Here is a 22674-nt window from a genome sequence, read left to right on the forward strand (position 1 = left end):
ATTGCTGCTGGACATCGTCCGCATCATTCTTCAAATCATCGTTGCCCTTTTGCAACTGACCGGTCAGGCACACTGATCGGAACTTGAGACAAGGCGGAGCTCACCCCTCCGCCTTTTTTCGCGTGGATCAAAATCCGCTGCGCTAAAAACGCTACTATCCTCATCTCATTCTGTAATGCGAGGAAGTGCATCATGGCAATCACGTTTGGGCCGATTAGCGCGCCGGTGAAGTTCAGCGACGTGGAACCGGTTTTTCTCACCGATGACACGCTGTTGCAGCGCAAAAACACGCTGCTGGCGGGCATGCAGCGCGAGGGTTTTGACTGGCTGGTGATCTACGCCGACAAGGAACACGGCAGCAATTTCGAATATCTCACCGGATTTATCCCGCGTTTCGAAGAAGGATTGCTGCTGCTGAATCAGTTCGGGGATTGCACGCTGGTACTGGGTAACGAAAACCTCAAAATGGCGCGCTTCTCACGCACCTCTGCTGCGCTGGTGCACACGCCATACTTCTCGCTACCCAATCAGCCCATGGACAATGAAGCGCCGCTGGAAAGCCTGTTCAAAGACGCTGGCTTAGCCAACGGTGATAAAGTCGGGCTGGTGGGCTGGAAGATGTTTACGCCTGCTGCGGGCAATGGGCGCGCTATGTTTGATCTGCCGTACTTTATTGTCGACGCCATCCAGCGCACGCTCAGCCATAACGCCTTATTAGAAAATGCCATCCACTTGTTTATTGGCGATCACGGCGCGCGCACCACCTGCAATGCCAATGAAATCGCGCATTACGAATATGGCGCAAACCTCGCATCAAATTGCATGCTGGAGGCGCTAAATGCCATCGAGGTGGGCGTGCGTGAAACCGAGTTGGGCGCGTTACTTCAGGCGGAAGGGCAATGCAACACGGTGGTGACCATCGCCGCGACCGGCAGCCGTTTCGACAAGGCGAATCTCTATCCGACTTACAAAAAAGTGCAACGCGGCGATCCGATCTCGCTGACTACCGCCTTCAAAGGCGGGCTCTCCAGCCGCAGCGGTTTCGTCATTGCCGAGCAAAGCGAACTGCCGCCAGGCCAGCAAGATTATCTGGATCGCATCGCCAAACCCTATTTCTCGGCGGTGGTGGCGTGGCTGGAAAATATTCGCTGCGGCATGAGCGGCGGGGCACTGTATCAGCTTATCGAGCAGATGTTGCCAAAAGAGCGCTTCGGCTGGCATCTCAATCCGGGACATCTGGTGGCGGATGAAGAGTGGATGTCTTCACCGATTTATCATCATTCCACCGAATTGCTCAAAAGCGGCATGATGCTGCAAATTGATATCATCCCATCGGTGCCGGGCTACAACGGTGCCAGCGCCGAAGAGTGCGTGCTGCTGGCTGATGCGGCGCTGCAAAGCGACATCCGCAATCAATATCCGGCGCTGTGGCAACGCATCGAAACCCGCCGCCGTTATTTGCGGGAAACCATCGGCATTCAGCTCAGCGATGAAATCTTGCCGCTGTCGAATAGCGTGGCATATTTGCGGCCGTTCTTTTTGGCGAAGGATTTGGCATTGAGCGTGGTGAGTTGATGTTATTAGCTGAGGTCGCCATGAATGGCGACCCTACAAAATCGTGCTCATTGTAGGGTCGCCATTTATGGTGACCTAAAGGCTCAATTGACGATCTTTCAGCCCTTATATTTAATGGCTTCAATCAATTTCTCAAACGCGGCGGTGTGCTGTTTGCGGCTCGGATAATAGAGATAATATCCGCTAAAAGGTTCGCTCCAGTCTTCAAGCAGGCATTGGAGTTCGCCGGTGGCGATGTGCTGTTTAACGGTATCCTCGGGGACATGAGCGATACCCATGCCGGACAGTACCGCATCAATACGCGAAGCCAGATTATTAAATATCAGCTGCCCTTCAACTTTAACGCGAATATCTTTGCCATCTTTGCTGAACTCCCAGCTATATAATCCTCCCAGCGTAGGAAGGCGCATATTAATGCAGTTGTGATTCTGCAATTCGTAGGGCGTGGTGGGAATGCCGTGTTTTTGCAAATAGTCAGGCGATGCAACAGTTACCATTTTCCAGTCAGGCCCGATTCGCACCGCCACCATATCTTTCTCAATGCTTTCACCCAGTCGCACGCCAGCATCGAAACGCCCGCTGACAATATCCGTTAAGGTGTTATCGACAGAGAGTTCCACATTCACTTCTGGATAGGTTTGCAGAAACGGTTTGAGCAGCGGCCACAACGTCGAAGACAACGCATGTTCACCAGCGGTAATACGAATATTCCCTGACGGCTTGCCCTGATTATCGGCTAGTTGCAGCAGAGCTTTCTCAATATCGGCCATCATCGGCGCCACACTTTGAATCAGGTTTTCACCGGCTTCGGTTGGCGCGACGCTGCGCGTGGTGCGCGTTAATAAACGCGTGTTTAATCGCTCTTCAAGACCGCGAATCGAGTGGCTTAATGCCGATTGCGACACGCCTAATTTAGCTGCGGCGCGCGTGAAGCTACATTCGCGCGCCACCATCACTAAATAGATCAGGTCGTTGAAGTTTTCCCGCAGCATGTGGTTGACCTTATTACTGTCGTAGCGTCAAAAGAGGAAACGCAAATTAGTTAGGCGGATTATGGGTGGCGTACAGCGGCCAGGATTCAAACAGATAACCATCGAAATCGATATCATCGACGTCTGAGAACTCCAGCAGCCGTTGTTTCACGTTTTCCAGATGTTGCCACATCGCCAGTTTGGCGGCGCGCGCGTCTTTTTTGATCAGCGTCGCGAGGATCTTTTTGTGATCGTCGAGCCACTGTTTGCGGTAATTGTTGTTGACCAGGTGGCGATGCAGTTGGCTCCACATCACGTTATCTTCACGCCATTGCCAGGATTGTTTAAACAGCTCAACCAGCATGCTGTTGTGCGTGGCTTCAGCAATCGCCAGATGGAAATCACGATCGCCATTTTCGCTTTGGTTGACCGCACCGGAAGCCAGCTCTTTCTCTTCCAGCTCCAGCGCCTGGCGCATCTTCATGATGTCTTCACGCGTGGCTTGCAGCGCAGCAAACTCAGCGATATTGCTCTCCAGCAACTGGCGCGCCTGCAACATCTCAAAGGGTCCGGCATCGTTGCTGGCCTTGTGAAGCGAAACGGGCTGTTGCGGCGAGTCGTGAATCACGTAGATGCCCGCACCGCGACGCACCTCGATTAATCCTTCCAGCTCCAGCATGATCAGCGCTTCACGCACCAGCGTGCGCGTCACGTCCAGCAGCGCGGCGAGTTCGCGCTCCGGCGGCAGCCGTTCGCCCACCGCATACTGCTTCTGCGTGATCATCTGGCGGAGCATTTCCCCGACTTCCTGATAAGGGCGCTGTGCTGAAGTTTGAGTTTTCATCGTGCTCTTTTCTGTGTGTTAAAGGATTCACAACCTCTGATACAGCCTCACTCAGAGACGCGCACTATAGCATAGCGAATAAGAATCGGCCTGGTCACGACGTGCAGTGACTAGGCCTTAATGACTAAGCGTTAAGTGCGAAATAGCGTTCGGCATTATTGAAGCAGATGTCGCGCAGCATGCTGCCAAGCATCGGCTCATCATGCGGCACAATGCCATCTTCCACCCACTGCGCCAGCAGATTACACAGAATACGGCGGAAGTATTCGTGGCGCGTGTAGGAGAGGAAGCTGCGCGAATCGGTCAGCATGCCAACAAACTGGCTAAGTAAGCCGATTTGCGACAGCTGCTCGAGCTGACGTAGCATGCCGTCGCGCTGATCGTTGAACCACCAGCCGGAGCCAAACTGCACTTTGCCAGCGATACCCGCGCCCTGAAAGTTGCCCGCCATGGTGGCCAGCACTTCGTTATCACGCGGATTGAGGCAATAGAGAATGGTTTTTGGCAACTGATCGTTGAGGTCCATTGCATCCAGCAGGCGCGCCAGCGGCCAGGCGATATTGTTATCGCCAATCGAATCAAAACCGCTGTCTGGCCCAAGCTGGCGGAACATGCGCGTACTGTTGTTACGGATCGCGCCGATGTGCAGCTGCATCACCCAGCCGCGCCGCGCATATTCGCTGCCGAGCCACACCAATACTGCGCTACTGAACTGGGCGATTTCCAATTCATCCAGCACATCGCCACGGCGACGTTTCGCCAAAATTGTATCGAGCACGCTGTCTTCAGGCACCGGCGCAAAGCGCAGGGTTTCGATACCGTGATCCGATGCGCGACAACCGTGAGCGGAGAAGTGGTCAAGGCGTCGTAACAGCGCGCGGCGTAACGCATCGAAGCTGTCGATGGCGACATCGGCGGCGGCTTCCAGACGACCAAGATAGTCGACAAAACCCTCCAGCTCGATTTTGAAGACTTTGTCCGGACGCCAGCTCGGCGCAACGTCGATATCAAAGCTGCTGTCTTCGGCGATTTGGCGGTGATAGCGCAGCGAATCAACCGGATCGTCGGTGGTGCCCACCATGCGCACCTTCATCTGGCGCATGATGCCGCGCGCGGAAAATTCCGGCGTCGCCAGTTGTTCAGCGCAGCGCTGCCAGATAGCAGGCGCGGTGTCCGGGCCAAACAGCGTATCAGTGATGCCAAACGGACGACGCAGCTCAAGGTGCGTCCAATGATAAAGCGGGTTGCCAAGGGTTTTGGGCACCGTTTGCGCCCACGCGAGATACTTGTCGTAGTCGCTGGTGTTCTTGCCGGTAATTAACGACTCATCCACGCCCGCAGCGCGCAGCGCGCGCCATTTGTAGTGATCGCCTTCCAGCCAGATTTGGCCGAGGTTGGCAAAGCGACGATCTTCAGCAATCTCCTGCGGATTGAGGTGACAGTGATAATCGTAGATCGGCATGTCCGCAGCGAAGTCGTGGTACAAGCGCCGCGCGATGTCGCTCTGCAGCAGAAAATCTTCATCCATAAAGCGCATTATTGGGCTTCCTGAGCAAAATAGGCGCGGTGGATCGCCAGTTCGACACCGCGAATTTCAGCCAATCCTTTCAGTCGACCAATCGCCGAGTAGCCGGGATTGGTTTTCTTCTTCAGGTCATCCAGCATTTGGTGGCCGTGGTCGGGACGCATTGGAATCAAATCTTCCTCGCCCGCAGCTTTACGGCGCTGTTCCTCTTCGGCAATCGCCTTGATCACCGCAAACATATCCACATCGCCACCTAAATGCGCGGCCTCGTGGAAGCTGTTGGGGTTCTCTTCACGTTTGGTGGATCGTAGATGCGCGAAGTAGATGCGCGGGCCGAAGCGTTTGACCATGCCGGCTAAATCATTCTCTGCCAGTACGCCGTACGAGCCGGTACACATGGTGAATCCGTTGGCGGGGCTGCTGACGGTATCGATCATCCACTGCAGATCGTCAGCGTTGGAAACAATGCGCGGCAAACCAAGAATCGGCCGCGGCGGATCGTCCGGATGCACCGCCATGCGCACGCCCACTTCTTCCGCAACCGCAACAATGGCACGCAGGAAAGTGGCAAAGTTCTCACGCAGTTCGGCTTTACCGATGCCTTCATAACGCGCCAGCTGGGCGCGGAATTGATCCAGCGTGTAACCTTCCTCAGCGCCCGGCAAACCAGCAATGATGTTACGCATCAGGCGGTTACGGTGCTCTTCACTCATCGTTGCAAAGCGTTCAGCGGCCTGGGCGATCTCTTCCACGCTGTAATCCTGCTCCGCGCCGGGACGTTGCAGAATGTGCAGTTCGAATACCGCGAACTCAATCTGATCAAAGCGCAGGGCTTTCGCGCCATCCGGCAGCCGATATTCGAGATCGGTACGCGTCCAGTCGAGGATTGGCATGAAGTTATAGCACACGGTTTTGATGCCGCACTGCGCCAGATTACGCAGCGACTGCTGATAGTTGCTGATCCAGTGCTGACAGCGGCCGCTGCCGGTTTTAATCTCTTCATGAATCGGCACGCTTTCCACCACCGACCACACCAAACCTGCGGCTTCGACCAGCGCCTTACGCTGCATGATTTCGTCGACTGACCACACTTCGCCGTTGGGAATGTGATGCAGTGCGGTGACGATGCCGGTTGCGCCCGCCTGGCGCGCATCGGCCAGAGAGACAGGATCGTTGGGGCCGTACCAGCGCCAGGTCTGCTTCATGTTGTTACCTCACTCACGATTGGTTGACCAATATTCCTTGCTAGCGTGTTACTTCAAACATTAACCACGCGATTCGCGGTTAAAACTCTGCTCTTTGTCCGGTTAAGTCAACCTGGTGAGTGATTTTGGTTAACCAGATCACATTTGCGACATCGAGCTGGCGACCACTTTTCGCAACTGTGGTTCACTCCTGGCGGATGGTTAGAAATGACTCACTAACGGAGAATCAGATGAACCGCAGTTTAAATCCAGGGATAACCGCCGCTGGCACCAAACGCACCTTCCGCCATTTGCGCTGGTGGGTGCTGGTGCTGTTCTTAGCCGGCGTGACGGTCAATTACATCACGCGTAACTCGTTAGGGCTGCTGGCCCCAGAGCTCAAAGACAGCCTTAACATCACCACCGAGCAATATTCCTACATCGTCGGTGCCTTCCAGCTGGCCTATACGTTCTTCCAACCGATTTGTGGCTGGTTGATTGATGTGATTGGCCTGAAAGTAGGCTTCCTGATCTGCGCCTCGGTGTGGGCCATTGCCTGTTTATTCCATGCTGGAGCGGGCAGTTGGCTGCATCTGGCGATTCTGCGTTTTGTTATGGGCAGCGCAGAAGCCGCTGCCACGCCAGCCAACGCCAAAGTAATTGGTGAATGGTTCCCGAAAAAAGAGCGTCCTATCGCCGCGGGTTGGGCGGGTGTCGGATTCTCCCTCGGCGCTATGCTGGCACCGCCGATTATCTACTTTGCCCATGCGGCGTTTGGCGGCTGGCAGGGCGCATTCCTGTTCACCGGCGCGCTGGCACTGGGTTGGGTGTTGCTGTGGTGGTGGCTGTATCGCGATCCCGATCAGCACCCTAATTTGTCGAAATCCGAACTGGATTTCATCCGCCAGGACAACGAACCACCGGCAGTGAAACTGCCATTCTTTACCGCGTTGAAAACCGTATCGAAGAACAAGCGTTTCTACGGCATTGCCATTCCGGCATTCATGGCCGAACCGGCGTGGGGCGTACTGAGTTTCTGGGTGCCGCTCTATCTGGCAAAAGAGCTCGGCATGGATCTGAAACAGATCGTCATGTTCGCCTGGCTGCCGTTCCTCGCCGCCGACCTCGGCAGCGCCGCCAGCGGCTATTTGACGCGCCTTTACACCAAAATTTTTGGCTTCACCCAGGTGAACTCGGTAGTCGCCAGTTCAGTTACCGGCGCGTTCCTGATGCTGTCTCTGGCCGCAGTGGCGATGACCAAAGATCCGTATATGGCGATTGCGTTGATCTCAATTGGTGGCTTCGGTCATCAGATCATCTCCTGCATGCTGAGCGCGCTGGTGGTAGAGAAGTTTGATAAAGGCCAGATGGCCACCGTCAACGGCATGCGCGGCTCGTTCGCGTGGATTTCCAGCTTCCTGTTCTCACTGCTGATCGGCGTTACCGCCGACACCATTGGATTTAATCCGCTGTTTGTCGCCATGGGCTTCTTCGACCTGATTGGCGCCATATTCCTGATTGCTTTTATTGCTGAACGTCGCGCACAGCGCGCATGAAAAAGTAGGTAACGATGAAAACGTTAAAAAATTGGTCATTAGCCGGTTCCGATGCGCACCACGTGGCGTTAACCGTCGACGGCAAACACACGCTGTGTCTGTATGTGCTGGAAACGGGCATGTTCCGCGTGGTGATTAAACGTCAGGGCGCGTATAGCCTTGACCGCACCTGGAGCATCGCGCCTGAAAGCGATGTGCCGTGGGAAGGGCGTCAGCGCGACAGCTTGGCCGGCTTCGCCTTGCCATCGTTCACGCTGGAAGAAGAGGGCGACACGCTGGTGGTCGCCACCGATAAGCTGCGGGTGATCGTGCATCAACCGCTGGCGCTGGAGTGGCAATATTGCGACAGCCACGGCGCATGGCAGTTGCTGACCTGTGACCGTCCAACCAGCGCTTATCAAATCAACGCGCACGGCGATGGCGTGGCGCACTATCAGTGCCGCATGAACGACGATCGTTATTACGGCCTCGGCGAGAAAAGCGGCGATTTGCAGCGTAACGGTCAGCGCTACGAGATGCGTAACCTTGACGCGATGGGCTACAACGCCGCCGCGACCGATCCGCTGTACAAGCATGTGCCGTTTACCATCACGCGCCGCACCGACGTCAGCTTTGGTCTCTATTACGATAACCTCAGCAGCAGCTGGTTTGATCTCGGTAATGAGCTCGATAACTATCACAAGCCGTATCGCCGCTGGCAGGCTGAAAGCGGTGATATCGACTATTACCTGTTTGTCGGTGACAAGGTGCTGGATATCACCAAAGCCTTTGTGCGTCTGACCGGTAAAACGCTGTTCGGCCCGAAATGGAGCCTTGGCTACAGCGGTTCAACCATGCATTACACCGATGCGCCGGACGCGCAAAATCAGCTGATGAACTTCATCCGCCTGTGTGAAGAACACGATATTCCGTGCGATTCGTTCCAGCTCTCGTCCGGTTACACCTCGATTAACAACAAGCGCTACGTGTTCAACTGGAACTACGACAAAGTGCCGCAGCCGGAAGTGATGAGCCAGGCGTTTCACGACGCGGGCTTGCGCCTTGCCGCTAATATCAAACCGTGCCTGTTGCAGGATCATCCGCGTTACAACGAAGTGGCGGAACAAGGCCTGTTTATTCGTGACTCGGAAGAGGATGCGCCCGAGCGTTCGGTGTTCTGGGATGATGAAGGTTCACATCTCGATTTTACCCATCCGCAAGCCGTTGTCTGGTGGCAGGAAAACGTCACGAAACAGCTGCTGGAAAAGGGCATCGATTCCACCTGGAACGATAACAACGAATATGAAGTGTGGGATGGCGAAGCGCGCTGCCATGGTTTCGGCACGCCGATTGCCATCAAGCACATTCGCCCGGTGATGCCGCTGCTGATGATGCGCGCCTCCATGGAAGCGCAGCAGCGCTTCGCGCCAGAAAAGCGTCCGTTCCTGATTTCCCGTTCGGGCTGCGCCGGGATGCAGCGCTACGTGCAAACCTGGAGTGGCGATAACCGCACCAACTGGACCACGCTGCGCTACAACATCCGCATGGGATTGGGCATGAGCCTGTCCGGTTTGTACAACGTGGGACATGATGTGGGTGGCTTCTCTGGCGATAAGCCAGATGCAGAACTATTTGTGCGCTGGGTACAGAACGGTGTGATGCATCCGCGTTTCACTATTCACTCGTGGAATGACGATCACACCGTCAATGAACCCTGGATGTATCCGGCGGCCACGCCAGCGATCCGCGCCGCAATTGAGCTGCGTTATCGTCTGCTGCCTTATCTCTATACGCTGCTGTGGCAGGCGCATGCTGACGATGAACCGATGCTGCGTCCGACTTTCCTCGATCATGAACAGGATACGCAGACGTTCGCCGAGTGTGATGAGTTTATGCTGGGCCGCGATCTGCTGGTGGCCAGCGTGGTTGAGCCCGGTCAGCGCGAACGTCGCCTGTGGCTGCCTGACAACCAAACCGGCTGGTATGACTTTGCCACTCAGCAATGGTACAGCGGCGGTCAATGGATCACGCTGGCAGCACCGCTGGAAACCCAGCCGATGCTGGTGCGTGCCGGTGCGGGCTTACCGCTCAGCGAGCGCCTGCGTCATGTTGATGCTAAAACTGACGATCGCCGCACCTTGCAGCTGTTCCCGCTCAAAGGCAAAGGCGTCAGCCACGGTGTGCTGTTTGAGGATGATGGTGAAAGCTGGGGTTATCAGCAGGGCAATGCGCTGTGGCTCAACTGGGAAATGCGCAGTGATGCTGAGGCAATCCACCTTAACTTCCAGCGCAAAGGCAGCTTCCAGCCAGCCTGGCAAACGCTGAACGTTACGTTGCCGCCGGGTGAACAGCGTCAGTTGTTTATTGATGGCGTAGCGGTGGATAAGGCGCAGGCAGAAGCGGTGTTGGCAGATATTGCTGCGGCGTAATCTTTGTTATGGGTCGCCATGAATGGCGGCCCTACATCGATGTTGTATTCGCAGGGTGCACATTAATGCGCACCTGGAATAAAGCCGATAGATCAGTCGATTAACCTTTTCGCACGCGCCAATAGAAACGCGGTCACCGACGTTGCGTCGGTGATCTTTCCTGCCAGAATCAGTTCAAGAAACGCATCGATTTTAATTTTTTTCGCGGTTAATCCAATCTCTTCTGCATCCAGATTTTGTCCCTGATAGCTCAGGTTGCGCGCCAGGTAAATGTGATAGCCCTGTGCGGAGTAACCTTGCGCTAATTTTTGATAACCCACGTGTTCAAGCTGCCCGGCAATGAGCCCGGTTTCTTCTAGTAGCTCGCCAGCGGCAAGATCTTCAGGCGCGGCATCGGGCGCAAGTTCCCAGCTTCCCTGTGGCAGTTCAATAGTGCGTTCACCCAGCGGATAACGGAACTGTTCAACCACGTAAATGTAGTCATCCTCGACTGGCAAAATCACCACAAAATCATTCTTCTCAATCACCGAATAGATGCCTTCGCTGCCATCGGCGCGCTGGATTTTGTCCTCTTTCAAGGTTAACCAGCGGTTACGGTAAATCTCAGTTGAAGCAAGCGTATGGATTTCAGGTTTCACTGTTGGCCTCCGTGATCTCAATAAGTGAATAACTATAACCACGATCGCCGTTAGCTTTTTCTGAATTCTCACGCCATCGCCTGTTTCAGGGCATTCAGAAAGACCGTGACGCGCGTTGGCAAATGGCGAGCGGTGGGAAACAGCGCCCAGACGCCGAGCAGCTGCGGTTGCGCATCTCGCAAGGCAATCTCAATAGCACGCGCGGATTCCAGCTCGGCGGCGCTGGAGCAGGGCGCGGATTATGTATCGATTGGCAAAAGCGCACTGGCGAATCCCGACTGGCCGATGCGGATTCGTGATGCTGTAGAACTGCGCGTCTTTGATAAAAACCTGTTAGCGCCGTCTGCGGATGTGAAAAACTGCGAGTTGGTGTAACGTCTGGCAAAAGTGCTGATTAAGCGTAATTTTTGATTCAAGCATTAATTTGCATATGTATGCAGGTGCGCATGAATGCGCACCCTACGAAAAACGCGGCAACCTTTTGTACGGTCGCCATTTATGGCGACCGTATGGTTAATGTGCGAAGGCCCACGTCAATTTGCCGTCATCGGAGATCAGCTTTTCCAGCTTCTTCTCGTTCACTTTCTTGCGTGCGCCTAACCGATCCGCCGTCAGCGGGCCGCTATCGCTGTGCGCAATTACCATGTCTTTTGGCACGCTGGTCATCTTCTCAGCGATGATTTCCAGCGCTTTGGCGTAACCGCCGCGATTGTTGAGATCAAAGTTCTTCAGTGGGAGCTGAGTTTCCAGCCATTTGCCCCAGTAGAATTCGAGGAACGGCGGCGGATTTTGCTCTTTATCAAAGCCAATATCGCGCACGAAATAGACCAGCGAGCGATATTCATCATTCTGCATGTGCTGGCGGCCCAGCTCTTTCGGCAGCGCATCCGGTTTAATTTTGCCGGATGGCGTGTCCAGCCACACCAGATGTGCCGCTTCCATTTTTTGCCAGAAGGCGGACATGGTTTTCAGACTGCGGAAGTCGTTGGTAATGCGTACCTGCACCGGCGTGTTGAGACCGGCGATATCGGCGAAATTACTGAAAGTATGATGACCATCGGTAAGGTACAGCACATTATCCGGTGCAATCACCGCCGTTTTCATCGGGCCAGGTTCGCTGCCGACCGGCGCTTTACAACTGAAGCTGCTGGGCTGCGAGAGACGTGATTTACTATCAAATTTATCGACGCCTTTCTGACCCATGCTTTCGCAATAATCATCAAACAGCTTTTTCGGTTCGGCTTCATAACGATGTTGTTTGTAATCCAGCTGACGATAGCCAATCGCGGCCTGCGTCGGATGGAGTTGCGCTAACTGCACTTGCACAATATCACCGGCTTTAATGTCGGCGGGCAGCGCGGCAGATGCCTGTCCGGCTGACCACAACAGCGCCAGTATTGACCACGGTGTTCTCATTCCCTTTCCTCAAATCGCCCATTGCAGATGCGCACAATAGCATTTCTGTCATCTTGTCGCTGTAGCGTGATGGCTCGCGGTTGCCCAGTCGCAACCGCTTATCCAGACATCTGACCACACGGAGCTTTGATTATGGCACTCGCTGCTGTGCAACCGGCAAAACTGCAACACACCGTTATCGATCCCAGCGTGCGTATGCGCGAAACCCAGATTGGCGCGCAATGTGAAGTGCTGGCCGAAACCTATATCGAATATAGCGAACTCGGCGATTTCTCCTATCTCGGTGAGCACTGCTGTGTCGCCGATGCGCAGATTGGGCGCTTTACCGCCATTGCCAATCATGTGCGGATTGGCGCGCCCAATCATCCGATGGACCGCGCTTCGCAGCACCGTTTCACCTACTGCCCGGAATACTACGATGGGCAGGCGGAGCGCGATAATGGCTTCTTTGCCGAGCGACGCGCCGATCGCGTGATTATTGGTAATGACGTGTGGATTGGGCATGGCGTGATCGTTCTGCCGGGCGTAACGGTGGGGGATGGCGCGGTGCTGGCGGCCGGTGCGGTGGTGACGAAAGATGTACCGCCTTACACCATTGTCGGTGGCGTGCCAGCCAAAGTGATCCGTGCGCGTTTCGCTGCGGATATTGCCGCACAACTGCAGGCAATTGCCTGGTGGAACTGGCCGCTGGAGAAATTAATGACGAATCTGGCGGATTTCCAGTCATCCGATCTCCGCGCTTTCTGCCAGCGACACGGCAGCTAAGCGCGCTGCAAGCGCCATTTGTCGTCGCAGCTAATATCAAGTAAACTCAAAATACACTGTTTTTGAGATTGCTTGAGATGAAACTGCGTCGTCCGCCTGCTCAACTTATTGATTCGTTAAGTATCAGTGAGATTAATTCGCTCCTCGCTAGTCATGCCGAGTGGGATGAGCGCTATCTGCATTTCGATGAATTGTATCGTCGAGTCAGTGATGGCCAGATGCGTGAGAAACTGTGGAGCGCATTGAAATTCAAGCGCCGCAGCAGCGCGCAGCACTTTGTGATCGCCGATCAAACCGTGACCTGTAACCTCACGGCCAAAATCACGGCGGCGATGTCGGTGGTCGATCGTATGACCTTTGCGCGCAATGGCGAACCGACGGATGAGGACGCGGCTTCTTACCTGATGTCTCAGCTGATCATGGAAGAGGCGATTTCCTCCAGTCAGTTGGAAGGCGCGGCGACAACCTCGCGGGTGGCGATGGAGTTGCTGGCGGTGGGGCGTGCACCGCGCAACGAAGATGAAAGCATGATCATGGGCAATTGGCGGTTAATGCAGCACATTGCCACGCTGGGTGATGCGCCGTTAACACGCGCCGATATTCTGGAAATTCATCACATTGCCTGCGCTGGCATTAATGATGACAAATATCGGCCCGGCGCCGTGCGTGACAATAACGATGTGTTTGTTGCCGGGCGGGATGGCGAAATCATTCATCAGCCGCCGGATTATCAGCGGCTGAATAGCCTGCTGGACGCGTTATGCGCCGAAGTTGCGTGGCTGGAGCAGCAGGGCACGCATCCGTTGCTGGTCGCCTGCGTAATGCACTTTGCCATCGGCTACATTCATCCCTTTAATGATGGCAACGGTCGCACCGCGCGCGGGCTGTTCTACCATCATCTGATTCGTCACGGTTATAGCGCATTCCGCTACATCTCTATTAGCAAGCTGTTGAAAGCCGCATCGGTAAAGTACGGCATCTCCTATCTGTACAGCGAAACCGATGAGATGGATCTGACCTATTTCGTGCAGTTTCAGTGTGAAGTGGTGATGCGCGCGGTTAATGCATTCACCGAGCAAATCGCCACGCTGCACAAAGAGCGGGAGCGTCTGGTGACGTGGGTGGAAGAGAATATGACCTTAGCCAAAGGTGAGCTGGATATCATGGCAATCGCACTGAATGCGCCGGGTTCATTACTCAGTTCTGCCGGGATTAAATCGCGGCTCGGCATTGCGGATAACACCGCGCGTGCGCGCCTGAAAAATCTCACCGAACAGGGATTGTTGCGTCCACTCAAGGAGGGGAAAGGAACGGTGTATCAGGCGCCTGTTTCACTGCGCAAGCTGCAAGAGTGGCTGAAAAAGCGCGAAGGGTAACAACGTCATCGCAAGCAATCTCAAAATACCCTGTTTTTGCGATTGCTTGCGATGTGGATTAGACCGGCGGATGCATCACCATCGCCGACAGCACCGCTTCCTGTGGCAGCCCGACATGCAACAAAATCTGCTGGCGATAGTGCTCATCGGCGTCGCGCGCATCGTCGCTGAGCAACACGCCAACTTCATTGACGTTCTTGCCAGCCACCTGCACCTTGTCACGCGCGGCACTACGCATCCATTCATACTCGATATCAATGTGGCCGGTATCAATACAGCGAATGCCATGCTGGCTGAGATCGTAAGCCAGCACCGTTGCGGTGGGGCCGAGCGACATCAGTACCATATCGTACTCGCGTGCGTGCGCCAGGACGGCGCTGTAGAGATCGTTGTAAACCGAGAAGGCGTTGCGATTGAGCGTGGTGATGCGCTTAATCTCCCGCGCGCCGCCGAGCAAATCGTTGCCGATGCCGAGACGCGTGCCGCTACCTTCCACAATTAATATCTTTTTGTCACTGAACAGTTGCCTGAACTTATTAAACACACGAGCAGCCTGTTGCTTATCCTTATAATCATGATAGGGACGCGTAACTGAAGTATTACCGTAGCGATAATCTTTCTTTAATAACGCTTCATAATGGCGGAAATAAAACGCTTTATGAAAAAACCAGAATAGGGCCGAACCAAAACGCATATTCGAGGTGCCGCGAAAAGCATCGGGCAAACACAATAAGCACGTATTCTTCGGCTGGCTTCCGCGACGTAATATCTCTTTAAGACGAATCGAGAGACGTTCATCGAAAGATTGAAAACCGATATTCTTGAACAAGGTCATTTCCAGTTCGCCGTCGCCATAGCGGCTTATGGAGAGCTTGTCGTTGTTGAGCAGCAGGTCAATGGTTTGTTCAGGCGACATCACCTGATATTGCCGGGCATGCGCGTTGGCAACCGGAAACTTAAAAGCAGCGTGTGTGAGTTTAAAAGGAAAACGTAATTTACGATAAAAGAAATCTGCGCTAATCATCATAACCTTCTTTTTTATAGCGGACTTGCCGCAGAGCAGTTATGTGATTTATATCACGCTCAATCGGTGATAACAGGCTGAGGAAACTCTCAAAAAGGTATTGGGTCGTAATAGTTAATCAATTCAAAAAATCTTAAATAAAGACTACGGAAATGAAAATGTAATAAAAATGCGCTTATTCGCACCGCTGCGATAATCGTTGCCAGGAATAATCGCAGCGGTGCTTTTATAATCTATTAAGTTATTTCAATTAATGTCTAACTGTGAAAGCGATTTTCCGGCTTTACTAAGCCTAAACGATCGCGCAGCGTACCCGGCTGATAGTCGTTGCGGAAGACGCCCGCGTCCTGCAGGCGCGGTACAACCTGTTCGAGGAAGCGATCTTCGTTCTCATCAATGTAGGTGGGCAAAATGACAAAACCATCGCAGGCCTGATGCTGATACCAGTCAATCATCTGCTGCGCAATGCTATCCGCTGTGCCGGTCGGCGCCGGGAAAGACAAGCTTTCCGCGTAGCGTTTCGCCATCTCACCCAGCGTCAGGTTCTGCTCAATGGCGCTGGCAATCACGTACTGGAAACGGCCTTTACTGCCGGTGATCTTTTCACGCAGATCCGGCACCGGACCGTCAATCGGATACTGCGACAAATCGATATTCATGCTGGCCGAGACAAAGCTCAGGCCCGATTCCACGGTAATCAATGATTTTAGGTATTCCGCACGCTCCTCGGCATCGCGCTGCGTGGTGCCGACAATCGGCACCATGCCAGGCAGAATGCGCAGTTGATCGGGCTGACGCTGATACTGCAGCGCACGCTGTTTCAGGGTTTGATAGAACTGCTGCGCGCGTTCCCGATTGGGTTGCACCACAAACAGCACTTCCGCCTGTTGCGCCGCCAGATCGATAAAGGCCTCCGAGACGCCAGCCTGAATCACCACCGGATGCCCTTGCGGCGGGCGCGGCAGGTTCAGCGGGCCCTGCACGTCGAAAGATTCACCCTGATGATCAAGTCGATGGAAGCGCGATGCATCGGCAAAGTGCGCCTGGGCTTTATCCAGAATCAGCGCGTCCTCTTCAAAGCTGTCCCACAGCGCTTTCATGACGTCGATAAATTCGGCCGCGCGGCGATAGCGATCCTCATGGCTGAAGTGTTCGCTGCGACCAAAGTTGCGCGCTTCGGCGTGGCTCAGCGAGGTAACCACGTTCCACGCCGCGCGCCCGCCGCTGATATGGTCGATGTTGGCCAACTGACGCGCGGTGGTATACGGCACCGAATAGGAAGAGGAAACCGTGCCGCCGAGTCCGATGTGGTCAGTCACCGCCGCCAGCGCGGCTAATAATGTTAAGGGTTCAGACCAGCCAACCTGACGATGCTGCACGGTGTGTGCCAGATGACCGCCATAAACATCATCAATCGCCAGCTTGTCAGCGACAAAAATCATGTCCAGCTTTGCGGCTTCGGCGCGCTGGGCGATTTTGCGATACAGCGGCCAGCTGCTGCCACCGGTCGCAGCCGAATCGGGATGACGCCAGCCGCCCTGATGAATACCGGAGTCGAGGTAGAGCGCCAGATTCATCATGGTTTGGCGGCCCCGTTGGCGTTAAAGAAGGAGGCATCCACCAGTTTGTCGGCTTTTAAGCCGGGTTTGATCAGGCCGCCGCGGGTAAAGGTATCAATCGCCAGTTGCTGGCGTTTTTCCACCAAGGCGTAATCTTCTACCGGCGCGTTGTTTTCACGCTGTACTTTGCTCAGCGCAACCGCATCTGGCAGACGCAGCAGTTTGGCGATCTCGCTGGCGTACGCTTGTGGATGCGCCACGCCCCAAGCGCGTGCGCGGATCAGGCGCTGACGGAAGTCTGCGAGCTGCTCTCGCTTGCTGGCGATGGCGCTATCGGTCGCCACCAGATAGTTTGAAACCGGAGAGTTTTTGCCATCGATGGCGATACGATCGCCGGATTGCGCCACGGCAAATGACACATAGGGTTCCCAGGTTGCCACCGCATCCACCGCGCCATTATCCAGCGCCAGCGTTGCTTCCGACGGCGTAGTAAAGACAAAATTGACGCTGTCGTCTGGCAAACCCGCTTCGTGCAGCGCATTCAGCACCATATTTTGTCCGGACGATCCTTTTACCGTCGCCACTTTTTTACCTTTTAAGTCGGCGATGCTGTGCAAGGCGCTGTTGTTTTTCACCCCGATGGCATTGCCGAGATATTGCGATGCCTGAATGGCGCGGATCTGCGCGCCCGCCGCCACGGCAAATGACAGCGGACCATCGCCGACCAATCCGGCATCCAGATGCTGGGAATTGAGCGACTCCAGCAGTGGCGCAGCGTTGGGGAACTCATACCATTTGATTTCATATGGCACATTGTTGAGCTCGCCGGCGGCGGACATCACCGCGCGAGCATTACCTTTTTGATCGCCAACGATCAGTTCGTTGCTGGCAGCCTGTGAAGTCACCGTGAGGAGCAACAATGAGCAAGCTAATAAAGTGATTTTCATAACGTTTCCCGGGTAAAAAGAAAACAGCGTAAGTTTTCAACTACAGCGGGCGTAGTAATAAATCCGCACAAGGTTATGTCTCAGGCGCAAAAGCCAGCAAATCGCGTACTCTCGCCATTTCCCGTTATCAAAAAATGCGAATTTTCCTGACTAATGATTAATTCTCTCAACGAAAATGAAACGTGATTTCAGTCACGCATTGAGCGAGGCGGTAGCTGGCAGCCATTAGCCAAACTACATTCATTAGCGGAGCTAACGACACACCTCGCAACGGGTTTTTACTAAACGGTAACGTACGTTAAAATTCTGTTGATTTTATGTGGGGTTATTTTTGAGGTTTTTCGATGAAAATGGTTGAGGGATTAGCATGGTTAACAAACTAACCAGTATCGTGCTCGCGATTCTGGCGATTGCCTTGCTGTACATGGGCGGCAAGCTGTTAATGCTGGGTGGCAGCGCCTTCTATGCGCTGATGGCGGTGGGCTTACTTATTACCGCAATTTTACTGTTCCGCAACCAGCGCAGCGCGCTGGCGCTGTATGCGGTGCTGATGTGGATTACGCTCGCCTGGATTATCTGGGAAGTGGGCTTTGATAAATGGCAGTGGATCCCACGCGGTGACCTGTTCGGTGTGATCGGCCTGTGGCTGGCGATGCCGTGGGTGGTGAAACCGCTGTATCGCGGCGAACGCCGTTTCCACGGCTTCCTCGGCGGCACCGTGATTATCATGATTGTGGTGGTGATTGGTCTGTGCTTCTACGATCCGATTCCGCAGCAAGGCACCATCAGCAATGCCCGCGAACAGAACAGCGAGCAGGGCGCTGCTAACGACTGGACCGCGTACGGTGGTTCGTCTGACGGCCTGCGTTTCTCATCGCTGAATCAGATCAGCAAAGAGAACGTCAAAAACCTCGAAGTTGCCTGGACTTATCATACTGGCGATCTGCGTCAGGATGCGGATGCTACCGAATACACCTTCGAAGCCACGCCGCTGAAAGCCAACGGCATGCTGTACTTCTGTACGCCGCATAACGAAGTGCACGCGCTTGATCCGGAAACCGGCGCGGTGAAGTGGAAATTCACGCCGAATAAAGATCGCTCTTACCTGCAGCAGCATCAAACCTGTCGCGGCGTAAGCTACTACGAAGAAACCCCGGTTGCCGCGCAGGATAGCGCAGCGAATCCGGCTATCTGCCGTAAGCGTATCTTTAACGCCACCACCGATGCGCAGCTGATTGCGCTGGATGCCGATACCGGTAAACCGTGTGCTGATTTCGGTCAGAACGGTGTGGTTGATCTGCACGCCAATATGGGTGAAGTGCGTCCACATGCGCTGATGCAAACTGCTGCACCGCTGGTCGCGGGCAAGCTGGTGATCGTTGGCGGTTCCGTGATGGATAACGGCTTCAACAGCGGCAACCCGTCAGGCGTGATTCGTGCGTATGACGTGCAAAGCGGTCGTCTGGTGTGGAATTTTGATCCGGCCAACCCGGAAAACACCGCACCAATCGCTGCCGGTCAAAACTACCCGCAGGACACGCCAGTGGCGTGGGGCACGCTGAGTGCTGACCTGAAAAACGGCGTGGTATACGTACCGTTTGGTAACGCTTCACCGGATGAAGTGGGCATTGAACGCGATCCGAACAGCAACACCGAGAAGTTCCGCGATGCGCTGGTGGCGCTGGATCTGCAAACCGGTGCGTTCAAATGGCGCTATCAGAGCTCCAACCACGATTTGTGGGACCGCGATAATCCGTCACAGCCTTCGCTGGTGGACATCGATTATCAAGGCCAGAAGCAGCCTGTGGTGATCCTGCCGACCAAAACCGGCAACCTGTTTGTGCTGAACCGTCTTACCGGCCAGCCGGTGTATCCGGTAAATCAGGTGAAGGTCTCCACTGAAGGTGGCGTCGCAGGCGAGAAATTTGCGGCAACCCAGCCGGTTTCCAGCCTGAACTTCATCCCGCAGCCGTTGACTGAGAAGTCAATGTGGGGCATCACGCCGTTTGACCAGATGTCATGCCGCATGGATTTCCGAAGCTTGCGCTATGATGGCAATCCGTGGACGCCAGCAACTGAAGGTGGTTCGCTCATCTTCCCTGGCAACATTGGTGTGTTCAACTGGGGTTCTGTTGCCGTCGATCCGCAGCGTCAAATGCTGATTGCCGCGCCAGTACGTCTGGCTTACAAGTACAACCTGATCAAACGCAGCGAGCAGACCGCCACTGAGCGCCTGTTCACCAAAGATGGCACGCCATACTGGAATGAAAACTTCCACGGTGATTACGCGATTCATATCCAGCAGATGGCCTCTGGCCTCGGTATTCCATGCGTTGCGCCACCTTGGGGCCGCATGGTGGGCGTGGATCTGAAGACCGGTAAAACCGAATGGCTGCGTCGCGTCGGCGTCACCAAAAACCTGAAGACCAGCTTCCTGCCTGGCCGCTTCCCAATCGGTTTCCCGATGGGCATGGTGGCGCACGGTGGTCCATTGCTGACTGCGGGTGATTTGGTGTTCCACGGTGCAACCGCGGATAACTTCTTCCGCGCCTACGACAGCACCACCGGCGAACTGCTGTGGCAAACCGAGCTGAGTGCCGGTGCGCAAGCCACGCCGTCTACCTTTATGGGCAAAGACGGTAAGCAGTACGTGGTGATTGCAGCAGGCGGTCACGGTTCGCTCGGCACCCAAGCGGGTGACAGCGTTGTGGCATTTCGTTTGAAGTAATCGCAACAAAATAGATCAAGGCGCCCGTTGTGGCGCCTTTTATGTTTTCATCAGGTTATATTGAGCCTCTGTGCGAGACGCCACTGATAAGGAATTGTATGACCATCGCCTGCCTGCATACCGCCGCCAGTAATATCGCTATTTTCGATGACGCTGCGCGCTCATTGGCCCTCCATAATCCCCTTAGCCATATTGTTATGCCGCATTTGCTGGCGGAAGCCGAGCTGACAGGTGGCATGACAGCGCCGCAACAGCACAAGCTGGAACAGTTGTTACACAGCCTGATGCCATGGTTCGACGCGATTCTGATTACCTGCTCGACGCTGGGCCCGGTTGCCGATGGTTTTCACGCTGAAGGGCATGATTGCCCGGTTTATCGCACCGATCGCATGCTGGCCGATGCGGTGCACCGTTTGCCGGGAAAATCGCTGGTGCTGTGTGCGGCAGAATCCACGCTAGCGGCGACGCGCGCGCTGTTTTGCCCAGCGACGCTGCCGGTTGAACAGCATCCTGACGTGCAGCTGATTTCTGGCGCCTGGGCGGCGTTTAAAGCTGGCCAGCAGGATGTGTATTTGCAGATGATTGCGCAAGCGGTGGCAGAAGGTAAACAGCAGGGCGCGGATCACGTGGCGCTGGCCCAGGTCTCGATGGCGGCTGCGGCAAAGCTTTTTAGCCCCGGTAGTCAGCCATTAACCAGCCCGCAGCTGGCGTTGAAGGTTGTAAGTCATATTTCGTAGGGGGCGCATTTATGCGCACCTGGCTTGAGGTCGCCATAAATGGCGACCCTACAGCTTACCTGTAAATAATAATCATTTGCATTAATGCTTATTACTCATTATCTTTAGCAACACTTTGTAACCTATCGCGATTTAACCACTATAAATCCTCAATCAAAGAGGACGCTTTTCTGCTGCCGCTTTTCAGGATCGCTCTTTTCATTTTCCTGACATACGCCCACTTCTGCGATTTGGTAGACTTAAAACTGAGAATGAACGTTCACTACAGGATTATTCATGAAGAATTTTCAGCGCACGGCCATCGCCGGGCTGGTGTTATTGCTCGCCGCCTGTGACCAGAACAGCGCCCCGCCAGCGGGCGAGATGACCACCGAAGTCGGCGTGAAAACGCTGCAAACCGAGCCGGTGACGCTCGATAGCCAGCTCACCGGACGTGTAGTGGGCAGCATGGTGTCGGAAGTGCGTCCGCAGGTGGACGGCATCATCCAGAAACGCCTGTTTACTGAAGGCGATGAGGTCAAGGCTGGTCAGGTGCTTTATCAAATTGATGCGGCCAGCTATCAGGCCAGTTACGATCAGGCCGTTGCGCAGTTGAAAAATGCGCAGGCGTTAGTCAAAAGCAGCCAGTTAAAATCCGCGCGTTACAGCGCGCTGGTGAAAGAGAACGGCGTGTCGCGCCAGGATGCCGACGATGCGCTGGCAACCTATCAACAAAACGTGGCGTCGGTTGATCAATATCGTGCCGCCGTCGAAAGCGCCCGCATCAACCTCAACTACACGCAAATCAAAGCGCCGATTTCAGGCCGCATCGGCATCTCGTCGGTAACGCCGGGCGCGCTGGTGACCTCAGCGCAAACCACCGCGCTAGCGACCATTCGCGCGCTCGATCCGATCTATGTCGATCTCACGCAATCCAGCGTGCAACTGCTGAAACTGAAACGTCAGCAGGCTTCTTTACAGCAGAGCGGCGATGTGGTGCCGGTGACAGTAAAACTGGAAGACGGCAGCAATTATGATCATCCCGGCAAGCTGGAGCTGACCGAAGTAGCGGTTGATGAAGCCACCGGAACCGTCACGCTGCGCGCGATCTTCCCCAATCCTCAGCATGAATTATTGCCGGGCATGTATGTGCGCGCCAGCGTCACCAACGGGGTTAAAAACGATGCGATTCTGGCCCCGCAGCAGGGCATCACGCGTGATGCCAAAGGCAACGCCACGGCGCTGGTGGTGGATAAAGAGAACAAAGTGCAGAGCCGGGAAGTGGTGACCGATCGGGTTATCGGCAACACCTGGCTGGTGACCAGCGGTTTGAACAGCGGCGACAAGCTGATTGTTGAAGGCACCGCCAAAGTGCAGGCCGGGATGACGGTGAAAGCAGTTGAAGTGACGCCGAACAGCGCCAGCAGCGGAGGCCAGTAATT

Annotated in this window: 18 protein-coding genes; 9 read left to right on the forward strand and 9 right to left on the reverse strand. The window is 54.7% G+C overall.

Annotation, left to right across the window (positions count from 1 at the left end; all coding sequences use genetic code 11):
• Window positions 1-192: 192 nt before the first annotated feature.
• Window positions 193-1575 carry a Xaa-Pro peptidase family protein gene (locus NR302_RS09175; RefSeq protein ID WP_258145057.1) on the forward strand — a complete coding sequence of 461 codons (1383 nt, stop codon included), beginning with the start codon at window positions 193-195 and terminating at the stop codon, window positions 1573-1575.
• Between the two features lie 98 nt (window positions 1576-1673).
• Here NR302_RS09175 and NR302_RS09180 read toward each other — a convergent pair whose 3' ends face one another.
• From NR302_RS09180 to uxuA, 4 genes are all read right to left on the reverse strand, one after another.
• Window positions 1674-2567: a LysR family transcriptional regulator gene (locus NR302_RS09180; protein WP_258145058.1), complete on the reverse strand. Its 894-nt coding sequence runs from the start codon at window positions 2565-2567 to the stop codon at window positions 1674-1676.
• Between the two features lie 46 nt (window positions 2568-2613).
• Window positions 2614-3390 carry a Uxu operon transcriptional regulator gene (uxuR, locus tag NR302_RS09185; RefSeq protein ID WP_073980699.1) on the reverse strand — a complete coding sequence of 259 codons (777 nt, stop codon included), beginning with the start codon at window positions 3388-3390 and terminating at the stop codon, window positions 2614-2616.
• 124 nt (window positions 3391-3514) lie between these two features.
• Window positions 3515-4930, reverse strand: a complete 1416-nt coding sequence (uxaC, locus tag NR302_RS09190; protein WP_258145178.1) for a glucuronate isomerase — start codon at window positions 4928-4930, stop codon at window positions 3515-3517.
• Window positions 4927-6120, reverse strand: coding sequence for a mannonate dehydratase (gene uxuA, locus NR302_RS09195; protein ID WP_258145059.1), 1194 nt, complete (start codon window positions 6118-6120; stop codon window positions 4927-4929). The genes uxaC and uxuA overlap by 4 nt, the downstream gene beginning before the upstream one ends.
• A gap of 230 nt (window positions 6121-6350) precedes the next feature.
• Between uxuA and NR302_RS09200 the strand changes: the two genes are divergently transcribed.
• Window positions 6351-7655, forward strand: a complete 1305-nt coding sequence (locus NR302_RS09200) for an MFS transporter (protein WP_258145060.1) — start codon at window positions 6351-6353, stop codon at window positions 7653-7655.
• Between the two features lie 14 nt (window positions 7656-7669).
• Window positions 7670-10063, forward strand: coding sequence for a glycoside hydrolase family 31 protein (locus NR302_RS09205; RefSeq protein WP_258145061.1), 2394 nt, complete (start codon window positions 7670-7672; stop codon window positions 10061-10063).
• Between the two features lie 92 nt (window positions 10064-10155).
• On the opposite strand, the gene NR302_RS09210 is transcribed toward NR302_RS09205, so the two are convergent.
• Complete coding sequence (locus tag NR302_RS09210; protein WP_258145062.1) at window positions 10156-10701, reverse strand: NUDIX hydrolase; 546 nt, start codon at window positions 10699-10701, stop codon at window positions 10156-10158.
• A 105-nt stretch (window positions 10702-10806) separates the two neighbouring features.
• Here NR302_RS09210 and NR302_RS09215 point away from each other — a divergent pair, with 105 nt between their 5' ends.
• Window positions 10807-11076: a hypothetical protein gene (locus NR302_RS09215; RefSeq protein WP_258145063.1), complete on the forward strand. Its 270-nt coding sequence runs from the start codon at window positions 10807-10809 to the stop codon at window positions 11074-11076.
• A gap of 138 nt (window positions 11077-11214) precedes the next feature.
• Here NR302_RS09215 and NR302_RS09220 read toward each other — a convergent pair whose 3' ends face one another.
• Window positions 11215-12117 carry a ParB/Srx family N-terminal domain-containing protein gene (locus NR302_RS09220; protein WP_258145064.1) on the reverse strand — a complete coding sequence of 301 codons (903 nt, stop codon included), beginning with the start codon at window positions 12115-12117 and terminating at the stop codon, window positions 11215-11217.
• Window positions 12118-12249: 132 nt separating this feature from the next.
• On the opposite strand from NR302_RS09220, the gene NR302_RS09225 reads away from it, so the two are divergent.
• On the forward strand, window positions 12250-12882 hold the full coding sequence (locus tag NR302_RS09225; protein ID WP_008104126.1) for a DapH/DapD/GlmU-related protein: 633 nt from the start codon (window positions 12250-12252) through the stop codon (window positions 12880-12882).
• Window positions 12883-12959: 77 nt separating this feature from the next.
• Window positions 12960-14258: a Fic family protein gene (locus NR302_RS09230; RefSeq protein ID WP_154156135.1), complete on the forward strand. Its 1299-nt coding sequence runs from the start codon at window positions 12960-12962 to the stop codon at window positions 14256-14258.
• A gap of 58 nt (window positions 14259-14316) precedes the next feature.
• Here NR302_RS09230 and NR302_RS09235 read toward each other — a convergent pair whose 3' ends face one another.
• The 3 genes from NR302_RS09235 to NR302_RS09245 form a co-directional block, all read right to left on the reverse strand.
• Entirely contained in the window at window positions 14317-15282 is a 966-nt protein-coding gene (locus tag NR302_RS09235; protein WP_258145179.1) for a GT-D fold domain-containing glycosyltransferase, read from the reverse strand.
• A gap of 257 nt (window positions 15283-15539) precedes the next feature.
• Window positions 15540-16862, reverse strand: a complete 1323-nt coding sequence (locus NR302_RS09240; RefSeq protein WP_258145065.1) for an NtaA/DmoA family FMN-dependent monooxygenase — start codon at window positions 16860-16862, stop codon at window positions 15540-15542.
• Entirely contained in the window at window positions 16859-17788 is a 930-nt protein-coding gene (locus NR302_RS09245) for an aliphatic sulfonate ABC transporter substrate-binding protein (RefSeq protein WP_258145066.1), read from the reverse strand. The genes NR302_RS09240 and NR302_RS09245 overlap by 4 nt, the downstream gene beginning before the upstream one ends.
• Before the next feature lie 367 nt (window positions 17789-18155).
• On the opposite strand from NR302_RS09245, the gene NR302_RS09250 reads away from it, so the two are divergent.
• The 3 genes from NR302_RS09250 to NR302_RS09260 all read left to right on the forward strand — a co-directional run bounded on the left by NR302_RS09250 (window position 18156) and on the right by NR302_RS09260 (window position 22672).
• A complete protein-coding gene (locus tag NR302_RS09250) occupies window positions 18156-20516 on the forward strand; it encodes a membrane-bound PQQ-dependent dehydrogenase, glucose/quinate/shikimate family (RefSeq protein WP_154193428.1) in 2361 nt (786 codons plus the stop codon).
• A 98-nt stretch (window positions 20517-20614) separates the two neighbouring features.
• Window positions 20615-21253 carry a glutamate racemase gene (locus tag NR302_RS09255; RefSeq protein WP_258145067.1) on the forward strand — a complete coding sequence of 213 codons (639 nt, stop codon included), beginning with the start codon at window positions 20615-20617 and terminating at the stop codon, window positions 21251-21253.
• Window positions 21254-21529: 276 nt separating this feature from the next.
• Window positions 21530-22672, forward strand: coding sequence for an efflux RND transporter periplasmic adaptor subunit (locus NR302_RS09260; protein ID WP_258145068.1), 1143 nt, complete (start codon window positions 21530-21532; stop codon window positions 22670-22672).
• Window positions 22673-22674 lie beyond the last annotated feature (2 nt).

It is taken from the genome of Pantoea sp. SOD02 (assembly GCF_024707505.1).
GTDB classification, from domain to species: domain Bacteria; phylum Pseudomonadota; class Gammaproteobacteria; order Enterobacterales; family Enterobacteriaceae; genus Pantoea; species Pantoea symbiotica.

Bases quoted from the DNA above. Each gene is read 5' to 3' on its own strand.
- NR302_RS09175 (WP_258145057.1), top strand. From the start codon at position 193: ATGGCAATCACGTTTGGGCCGATTAGCGCGCCGGTGAAGTTCAGCGAC.
- NR302_RS09180 (WP_258145058.1), bottom strand. From the start codon at position 2,567: ATGCTGCGGGAAAACTTCAACGACCTGATCTATTTAGTGATGGTGGCG.
- uxuR (WP_073980699.1), bottom strand. From the start codon at position 3,390: ATGAAAACTCAAACTTCAGCACAGCGCCCTTATCAGGAAGTCGGGGAA.
- uxuA (WP_258145059.1), bottom strand. From the start codon at position 6,120: ATGAAGCAGACCTGGCGCTGGTACGGCCCCAACGATCCTGTCTCTCTG.
- NR302_RS09200 (WP_258145060.1), top strand. From the start codon at position 6,351: ATGAACCGCAGTTTAAATCCAGGGATAACCGCCGCTGGCACCAAACGC.
- NR302_RS09205 (WP_258145061.1), top strand. From the start codon at position 7,670: ATGAAAACGTTAAAAAATTGGTCATTAGCCGGTTCCGATGCGCACCAC.
- NR302_RS09220 (WP_258145064.1), bottom strand. From the start codon at position 12,117: ATGAGAACACCGTGGTCAATACTGGCGCTGTTGTGGTCAGCCGGACAG.
- NR302_RS09225 (WP_008104126.1), top strand. From the start codon at position 12,250: ATGGCACTCGCTGCTGTGCAACCGGCAAAACTGCAACACACCGTTATC.
- NR302_RS09230 (WP_154156135.1), top strand. From the start codon at position 12,960: ATGAAACTGCGTCGTCCGCCTGCTCAACTTATTGATTCGTTAAGTATC.
- NR302_RS09235 (WP_258145179.1), bottom strand. From the start codon at position 15,282: ATGATTAGCGCAGATTTCTTTTATCGTAAATTACGTTTTCCTTTTAAA.
- NR302_RS09240 (WP_258145065.1), bottom strand. From the start codon at position 16,862: ATGATGAATCTGGCGCTCTACCTCGACTCCGGTATTCATCAGGGCGGC.
- NR302_RS09245 (WP_258145066.1), bottom strand. From the start codon at position 17,788: ATGAAAATCACTTTATTAGCTTGCTCATTGTTGCTCCTCACGGTGACT.
- NR302_RS09250 (WP_154193428.1), top strand. From the start codon at position 18,156: ATGGTTAACAAACTAACCAGTATCGTGCTCGCGATTCTGGCGATTGCC.
- NR302_RS09255 (WP_258145067.1), top strand. From the start codon at position 20,615: ATGACCATCGCCTGCCTGCATACCGCCGCCAGTAATATCGCTATTTTC.
- NR302_RS09260 (WP_258145068.1), top strand. From the start codon at position 21,530: ATGAAGAATTTTCAGCGCACGGCCATCGCCGGGCTGGTGTTATTGCTC.